The organism is uncultured Campylobacter sp., from assembly GCF_938045595.1.
Lineage (GTDB): Bacteria > Campylobacterota > Campylobacteria > Campylobacterales > Campylobacteraceae > Campylobacter_B.
The window spans coordinates 1-7,759 of record NZ_CALIBB010000151.1 but is presented as its reverse complement, the minus strand read 5'-3'; the positions used below and the strand labels follow the sequence as shown (position 1 = coordinate 7,759).

The window sequence follows — 7,759 nt, the reverse complement described above, 5'->3', positions numbered from 1 at the left end:
CGCAAATTTAAAAACGAATTTAGCAGTTTTAAAAGCAGATTTAAGGACGGATTTTAGATGATAAAATTTTTAAATCTAAAAGTTGCTGCCGCCGTGTTCGCGCTGCTGTTCGCAGGTTGCGACTGGCAGAAGCACCATCTAAGTAGCGACGGCACCTCGCTCGCCTCCAAGTTCGATCCCTCCGAGCGCACGCTAAAGATTGAGGGCAACGACAAGTCGCTCATGTTGTTTTTCTATACCAGCAGCCGAATTTAGAAATTCTGAAATTTTAAAATTTAGATAAAATTCTACGATTTGGAATTTTGATAAAATTTCTGTGGCTACCAGCTTCCGCTAGCACCGCCTCCGCCGAAACTTCCGCCTCCCCCACTGAAGCTGCCTCCGCTAAAACCGTCATTTCCTTTAAATCCGCCAAAATCTCCGGATGAGCCGCCTCTCATGCGCGATGAGCGCGCGATTTCGCTTATGATGTCTGCGCTCGAGATTATATCCTCGTCGCTTCTTCTGCGGCGCGTCACGCGGCGGCTTAGTATCGCAAAAAGCAAGACCGCAAAAAGCACCATAAAGATCGCAAAGTCCTTGTTGCTCGGATCCTGCTGCGCGTTGGCGTTAAGCGGATCAAATTTTATATCGCCGCCTTCGATCGTGCTGATGATCGCCGAAATCCCGCTAATGACGCCACTTTCGTAATCCCCCTGCCTAAAATAGGGCAGAATTTTATTGCTGATGATGCGTTTGGCGCGCATATCGGTTAGTACGCCCTCTAGCCCGTATCCGACTTCGATACGCACTTTATGCTCGTGCGGAGCAACAAGCAGCAGTACGCCGTTGTCGCGCCCTTTTTGCCCGATACCAAGAGCGCGCGCCTGCTCTACGCCGATTTCCTCGATAGAGTAGTCTCCGAGCGATTTTAGGCTTACGAACATGATCTGGTTTGTGGAATTTTTATCGAAAGTCATTAAAATTTCATTCAGACTCTCTCTCGCGGCTGGGCGTAAAATACCAGCCTCATCGATTACAGCGGTGCCGTTTGGATGGGCTAGATACTCGCTAGGTGCGGCGACGCTTATTACAAATAGCGCCATTAGGGCAAAAGCAAATCTCCAAGCCACTCTCATCGCAGCTCCACCAAGGTCTCTTCTATCTCGTTATTTTCGCTATCTTTAGGCACTCGCATAGCTAGCTCGCACAGCGCGTCCATCGCCTTTAAAACAGCAGGCTCAAGGCCTTGCGTGCTGGGGTTAAATTCCGTCGTGATACGTTCAAACTCGCCCTTAGAGATAAACTCCGCCGCTCGCGCGCCGCAGATGATATGAGCGCAGCGTTCGCGGACGCAGACACAAAACATTATCGCTTCTTTTACGCTACCGTAGCGCTCGTAAAATTTTTGCATCGCAAACTCGCCCGAGAGCCGAAGTCTGCGAGATTTAGGCGTGATTAGAGTTAAAAGCGTGGGGCATTTAGCTAGCAGAGCTTTAATCGCAATGAAGCTAAGCGCTACGATTTGCAGTAGCTCAGCTTTACTTATTTGCGGCACGAAGCACATAACGATGCCGATCGCAAACGCCGTCACTGCCGCCGCGCTATAGCTAGCTTCGCAGTCCTCGCTTGCTTCGCGCGCGACCACGCAGACGATCTGCGCACCGCTTGCGGCTTCGGCTTTCGTGATTAGCTCATGGATTTTTTGCTTGCACTGCTCGCTTAGCATTTGCCGCCTTTAGCGTTATTTAAACGAGACGCTAGGGGCTTTTTGGCTTGAGCTATCAGCGCTAAAGCTAGGTTTGGCGCCGCCTAGTCCTACGATGCGCGCGATGATGTTCGTAGGAAAGGTTCTAATTAGCTTGTTGTATTCCTGCACCGAAGCGATGTAGTCCTTGCGCGCTACGGCGATGCGGTTTTCCGTGCCTTCGAGCTGATTTTGCAGATCGGCGAAATTCTGATTTGCCTTAAGATCCGGGTAGCGCTCGACTACCAGCATCAAGCGCGATAGGGCCGAGCTAAGCTCGCCTTGAGCGCCGTTAAATTTCGCAAACGCTTCCGGATCTTGCGCTAAACTTTCTGCATTGATATTGACAGCGGTTGCCTTAGCGCGGGCATTTATAACGCCTTCTAAGGTATCTTTTTCATGGCTTGCGTAGCCCTTGACGGTTTCTACGAAATTTGGAATCAAATCGGCGCGGCGCTGATATTGGTTTTGTACCTGGCTCCACGCGGCCTTAACTTCTTCGTCTTTGCTTACGAGTTTATTGTAAACAGGCACTGCAAATATCGCAAACGCAATCGCCGCAATCACTAAGACGATTAGAGCTTTGATTAAGATATGAAGCCCTCCTTTTTGGCGCGGATACTCTCCTCCGCCAAAGCTCTCGCCTCGCGCAGATAAGCCTTTATCGTCGTAATCTATACGCTCGTTATTCTCTCCTTGTAGCTCTTTCATTGAAATCTCCTTGGGATGTTGGAATTTAATTTGACTAAAATTTCATATTCGATCGTGCCGAGGCGCTTTGCCCAAATCTGCGCATCGTCCAGCACGCAAACTCGCTCTCCGCCGAATTCCGCGCAGAAGCTATCCATCGACATTTTTCCGAGCATTTTTTGCCCGCTTGCAAGCGCTAGCTCGCCCTCGCCGTCGTAGCGAAATAGCCCGTCTGCGTAGCCCAGATCGTATGTGCCGATCTTCATATCGCGTGGCGCTTCAAATTTCGCGCCGTAGCCCACGCGCTCGCCTTTTTTCAGCACGCGCGAGCTGATCAGATCGGCATAGAGCTTTAGCACAGGGCGTAAATTTAGGCTCTCGTCAAACTGAGGATAGCCAAACTGTGCCATACCCACGCGCACGTATTCGTCCTCAAAGCCCGCACTTCGCTCGATAGCTGCGGAGTTGCTCGAATGAAATTTTAAATTTCCAAAGCCCGTGGCTGCGGCTTTTTGTCCCGCGATACGCTTAAATTCTATGAAATTTTGCTTTTGTGCGAAAAAATCTCCACTTAGCTCGTCGCTTGCGCGAAAGTGTGTGAAAAAGCCACGAAGCTTAAATCCGCCCGCCTTGCATAGCCTAAGCGCCTCATCTAACTCGCTCGCACCGATGCCGTTGCGGTGCATAGCAGTATCTGCAGCGATATAAATTTTAAGCCCTCGTTTAAGACGCGCGAAGTAGCTCAGATCATTTACTGCGTAGCAAAACTGCTCGTCCTCGTCCCCGCGCGGAATGTGCGAGAGCACTAAAATTTCATCAAATAAATCCGCAATTTGCGCAGCTTCCGCAGCACTTCGCGTTACAGCGCGTACGAAGCCTAGCTTTGCCGCTTCCTCACAGCAAAGTCTGCAGCCATGGCCGTATGAATTATCCTTGGCTACCAAAAATACTCGCTCCGCTCCACCTACTTTGGCGGCGATTTGCGCTAGATTGTGCACATAAGCGGCGCGATCTAAGATGATCTCAGACATCGAAATTTAGTCCGTAAGTGCGGTATAAGTATGGCAACAGCTTGCGCGCAGCGTAGTCGTATCCGTAGAATTTCGCATAAACTTCTTTCAAGCTAGCCGCACCTGCACGCTCGAAATCAAACACGTCGGTACCCGCGATCTTTGGCACGCGCTCATCTAAGAATTTAAAAAATTCCGCTCTCGCAGCTAAAAGCTCTTTTATATTTTTTTCAACCTCTTGCTTTTCATATTCGTTCATCTCTGGTCCTTTAAATTTTCTAGTTTACCTAAAAATACGCGCTGCATCTCGTCGCGAAACTCAGGGCTGCTGGCCTCGAAGCGAGTTACGATCACAGGCGTGGTGTTGCTTGCCCGTACGAGTGCCCAGCCGTTATCAAACCTCACTCTGATGCCGTCGATCTCGATAATATCGCGGATGGGTGGCAGCTCCGCGATACCTGCGTGGATTTGAGCTTTAAGAGCTTCGATGATCTTAAATTTCGCCTCCTCACTCGTATTAAATTTTATCTCGTCGGTGCTAAAAACTCGCGGTAGCTTGTCTAGTTCGGCGTCTAAATCATATCCTTTAGCTACGAGCTCAAGCACGCGCATCATCGCATATACGCCATCATCAAAGCCGAAATATCGCTCTTTAAAATAAATATGCCCGCTAACCTCCGCGGCAAGATCAATGCCTAGCTCCTTCATCGCCTTTTTGATATTGCTGTGGCCGGTCTTGCCCATGAAGCTTTTGCCGATCTTATCGATGGTATCGTACATCGCCTGCGAGCATTTGACCTCGCCTAGGATGCGCGGATGGGTCATATTTAGGGCAAGCAGGCAGGCTAGCTCGTCGCCTTTGATGTTGCGGCGCGGAGTTAGCACAGCGATCCTATCGGCATCTCCGTCAAAGCCGAAGCCCAAAGCCACGCCGTCTTGCTTCATCGCGACTTTAAGATCCGCTAAATTTTTCTCCTCGCTGGGATCGGGGTGGTGGTTTGGGAAGTTACCGTCTGGCTGTGGAAATAAAACTTTAGCGTTTAGCTTTAGCCTTTCGACGATTTTAGTAGTCGTAACGCCTGCAGCTCCGTTTGCACAGTCGATTATAAAAGGCGTAGCAAAGCCCTTAAGAGCCGCAAATTCCTTCTCAAAATATGCTAGATACTCGCTTAAAATATCATACCTCTGGGCGCCTACATCAGTTGGAATTTCAAAATTTGAACTCATCAGCTCCCGCACCTGCGCACCTAGGCGCTTCAAATCCTCGCCGAAGAAGCTGTCCGTGCCGATCGTGATCTTAAAGCCGTTGTAATTTTTAGGATTGTGCGAGCCGGTAATCATTACGTTTGCGTCAAATTTATGCGTAAATACGCTAAAATAGCCCACCGGCGTCGGTAGCAAGCCGATATTATAAACCCGCAACCCGGCGAAATTTAGCCCGCTTACGAAATAGCCGAAAAGCTCATCCGCGCTAAGGCGGGCGTCGTATCCCACGCTAACGCGCTCAAGCCCCAGATTTGCGATATGTTTGCCAAGCGCGAAGCCGATCGCCTTTACGCTGCGCTCGTTTAGCTCCCCACCCACGATGCCGCGAATATCGTATTCTCTAAAGATATCTTCGATCATAAAATTCCTTTAAATTTAAATCGCGGTATTTTATAAAAACTTGCTTAATATTTATATTATAAATGATAAAATCGCCGCTAAAATTCCAAAGGATGGTTATGAAAAAATTTATTCTAGCAGCGATTTTAGCGGCTTTTGCTTGCGCGGGCGATTACGAGCTCGTAGGTAGCGTAAATACTTCGTTTAGAATTTTTGGCAAAGACGATCGCATCGAAGTCATCGCGGTTAAAGATCCTAAGATCGACGGCGTGACCTGCTACGTCTCTTACGCCAAAAAAGGCGGCGCCAAAGAGATCATCGGCGTGGAGGAGGACCGCTCCGAAGCCTCTGTGTCGTGCGTGCAGACAGCGCCTAAAATCATCATTAAAGAGGAGCTGAAAAAAGAGGATATTTTTGAAAAACGCAGCTCGTTGATCTTCAAAAAGACCCATGTAGTTAGGCTTTACGACGCGGTGCAGGGCTCGCTAATCTATTTGGTTTATTCAGACAAAGTGATTGACGGCTCGCCCAATAACTCGATCTCGGCGATCCCGTGCCACCAAGCCGTGGGCGACGTGTGCGAGCTCGCATATACCCAAGGCAAAAAATAATAATAAGGAATTCCGCAAAGATAAAATTTTATCGCAGCGGAATTCTAAATTAGAAATTACGCTATGAGATGGCGCATGAAATTTAATAGAATTTACTAAATTTCGCAGCATTTTATAAAATTTTATCCGCACCGTTAAATTCCTACGCGAATGCCCAATGCGAGAATTTTACCGCTTTATCAAAGCATCTTAACGCATATTCGCGCTACGCTAGTAGGCGTGCGCTTGCAAGTCGTAAAATGAAAAATTAAGCAATTTTTGCTAAAATCTCGCGATTTTGAAAACCCTCGTAAATCTAAAGGAAATCAATGAAGACATTTTTTAGTATGGAGTGCGCGTCAGTGATGCTACTGATTTTGGCGCTAGCCTGTGCAATCGCTACTTTTGTAGAGACCGCTTACGGCACGGAAGTAGCTTGGGCGATGGTTTATTCTACTGCGTGGTTTGGCGCGCTGATGGTGCTTTTGGGAGTAAATTTAACCTACAATATCTATCGCTACCGCATGATTAAACTTCGCACGCTGCCTGCGCTAATCTTTCACGCAAGCTTTTTGTTTATGCTTGCTGGAGCGATTTTGACGAGATATTTCGGCTTTGAGGGCAATATCCATATAAGAGAGGGCAGCGAGAGCTCGATCGTAACGACTAAAGACGAGGTCGTTCAGCTTCTTACTTTAGGCAGTGACGGCGAGTTTATATCTGCTGACGAGAGCAAATTTTTAAACGGCGCAGGACGGATGAACTTCGATCTCAATCTAGACGTAGAGGGTAGGATCGCAAATTTAAAATTTAAAGAGCTAATAGAACACGGCGAGCTAAAATGGGTGCAAGATCCGACCGGACAGGCTCCTGCGCGCGTGGAGTTATTATTTTCCAACAACGTTGGCAGCCAAAATGTCTCCTTGCAATCGGGTGAAAGCATGGAGATAGGCGAGCTTAGTATCACTTTTAACGCAGAGCCTAAAAGTAAGAATTTCATCTACATAAAATCCAAAGACGGCAAATTCTATTTAAACTCAAGTCTTGATATAAACGCCACTAAAATGGCTGATATGAGCACTGCGCCGCTTAAGAGAAACGAGGATAATCCGCTAGGCAATCTCTTGCTTTATAGCTTCGACGGAATAAATTTTGCCCCTGTTAGCCTGCTTAGCTCCGCGGTCGAGAAATTCGTCCCGGTCGCTGCGAATTTACCGGGTGAGCCCGGCGTAGTAGCTACGCTAAGCTTTGCGGGGCAGAGTCGCGAAATCTACGTGCCTAGGGATTCGCATGGTGCTAGCTACAAGGTGGGTGATAAGAATTTCATCGTAGCCTTGGCGCCAAAGATGCTTCATCTGCCTTTTAAAATCGCGCTTCGCGACTTTGTGATGGATCGCTATCCAGGCACCAATTCGCCCTCCGGATATAAAAGCGAAATCACGCTAAAAGACGGCAATACGAGCTTTGATTATGATATTTTTATGAATCACGTGCTCGATTACGGCGGATACCGATTTTTCCAAAGCTCATACGACACGGATGAGCGTGGCACCGTGCTTTCGGTCAATAAAGACCCCGGTAAAGTTCCAACTTACATCGGTTATTTTTTGCTTTGCGTAGGGATGTTTTTTAACTTTTTCAACCGGGGCTCGCGCTTTTTCAAGCTCTCGCGCTTAATCAGCGAAAATACGCATCTTGCTCGAGAAAAAGATGTAAATTCTAAAAATTCCGCGTCTAGCTCGGTGCCCGTAAGCTCCGCAGAAAGCTCCATATCAAAACGCGCCAAAAAATCGCGACGCGGCACTAAAGGTGCGGCATTGGCATTAGTAGGCGCGTTGGCTTTGAGTTTGGCCGCATTGTATCCTAGCGCAGCAAATGCCGAACAAAACTCTACGACTCAAAATTCTACTTCGCAAAATTCTGCCTCAAACGCAGCTGCAGAAAATCCAGCGCCGCAAAGCCCGGCTAGCGTGCAAAATTCTACTTCGCAAAATTTTGTGCAAAATTCCGCCGCTGAAAATTCCAAGCAAAGCTCCACTTCGCAAGAATCTGCAGCGGAGCAAGACTCCATCCCGCCGCATAATTTTTCTACTATGGGAGGCGAGCTAGCCGTGCCGAAATTTGATCCTAAATTTAGC

The 7,759-nt window shown here is 48.1% G+C and carries 9 protein-coding genes; 3 read left to right on the top strand and 6 right to left on the bottom strand.

The window, feature by feature from the left end; genetic code table 11:
• Window positions 1-57: 57 nt before the first annotated feature.
• On the top strand, window positions 58-255 hold the full coding sequence (locus Q0340_RS06395) for a hypothetical protein (protein ID WP_298082613.1): 198 nt from the start codon (window positions 58-60) through the stop codon (window positions 253-255).
• Window positions 256-320: 65 nt separating this feature from the next.
• On the opposite strand, the gene Q0340_RS06390 is transcribed toward Q0340_RS06395, so the two are convergent.
• The 6 genes from Q0340_RS06390 to Q0340_RS06365 are packed head-to-tail and all read right to left on the bottom strand — an operon-like array spanning window position 321 to window position 5,052.
• On the bottom strand, window positions 321-1,118 hold the full coding sequence (locus Q0340_RS06390; protein WP_298082612.1) for a TPM domain-containing protein: 798 nt from the start codon (window positions 1,116-1,118) through the stop codon (window positions 321-323).
• Window positions 1,115-1,708 (bottom strand): hypothetical protein, encoded by a 594-nt coding sequence (locus Q0340_RS06385; RefSeq protein WP_298082611.1) that lies wholly within the window; start codon window positions 1,706-1,708, stop codon window positions 1,115-1,117. The genes Q0340_RS06390 and Q0340_RS06385 overlap by 4 nt, the downstream gene beginning before the upstream one ends.
• Window positions 1,709-1,723: 15 nt before the next feature.
• Window positions 1,724-2,437, bottom strand: a complete 714-nt coding sequence (locus Q0340_RS06380) for a LemA family protein (RefSeq protein ID WP_298082610.1) — start codon at window positions 2,435-2,437, stop codon at window positions 1,724-1,726.
• A complete protein-coding gene (locus Q0340_RS06375) occupies window positions 2,434-3,447 on the bottom strand; it encodes an alanine racemase (RefSeq protein WP_298082609.1) in 1,014 nt (337 codons plus the stop codon). Before Q0340_RS06375 ends, Q0340_RS06380 begins: the two co-directional genes overlap by 4 nt.
• Complete coding sequence (gene cmeU / locus Q0340_RS06370; protein WP_298082608.1) at window positions 3,440-3,685, bottom strand: CmeU family protein; 246 nt, start codon at window positions 3,683-3,685, stop codon at window positions 3,440-3,442. The genes Q0340_RS06375 and cmeU overlap by 8 nt, the downstream gene beginning before the upstream one ends.
• Window positions 3,682-5,052 (bottom strand): phosphomannomutase/phosphoglucomutase, encoded by a 1,371-nt coding sequence (locus tag Q0340_RS06365; RefSeq protein WP_298082607.1) that lies wholly within the window; start codon window positions 5,050-5,052, stop codon window positions 3,682-3,684. The genes cmeU and Q0340_RS06365 overlap by 4 nt, the downstream gene beginning before the upstream one ends.
• Before the next feature lie 98 nt (window positions 5,053-5,150).
• Here Q0340_RS06365 and Q0340_RS06360 point away from each other — a divergent pair, with 98 nt between their 5' ends.
• Window positions 5,151-5,642: a CreA family protein gene (locus Q0340_RS06360; protein ID WP_297948661.1), complete on the top strand. Its 492-nt coding sequence runs from the start codon at window positions 5,151-5,153 to the stop codon at window positions 5,640-5,642.
• A 308-nt stretch (window positions 5,643-5,950) separates the two neighbouring features.
• A partial coding sequence (locus tag Q0340_RS06355; RefSeq protein ID WP_298082606.1) for a cytochrome c biogenesis protein ResB occupies window positions 5,951-7,759 on the top strand: 1,809 nt, incomplete at its 3' end.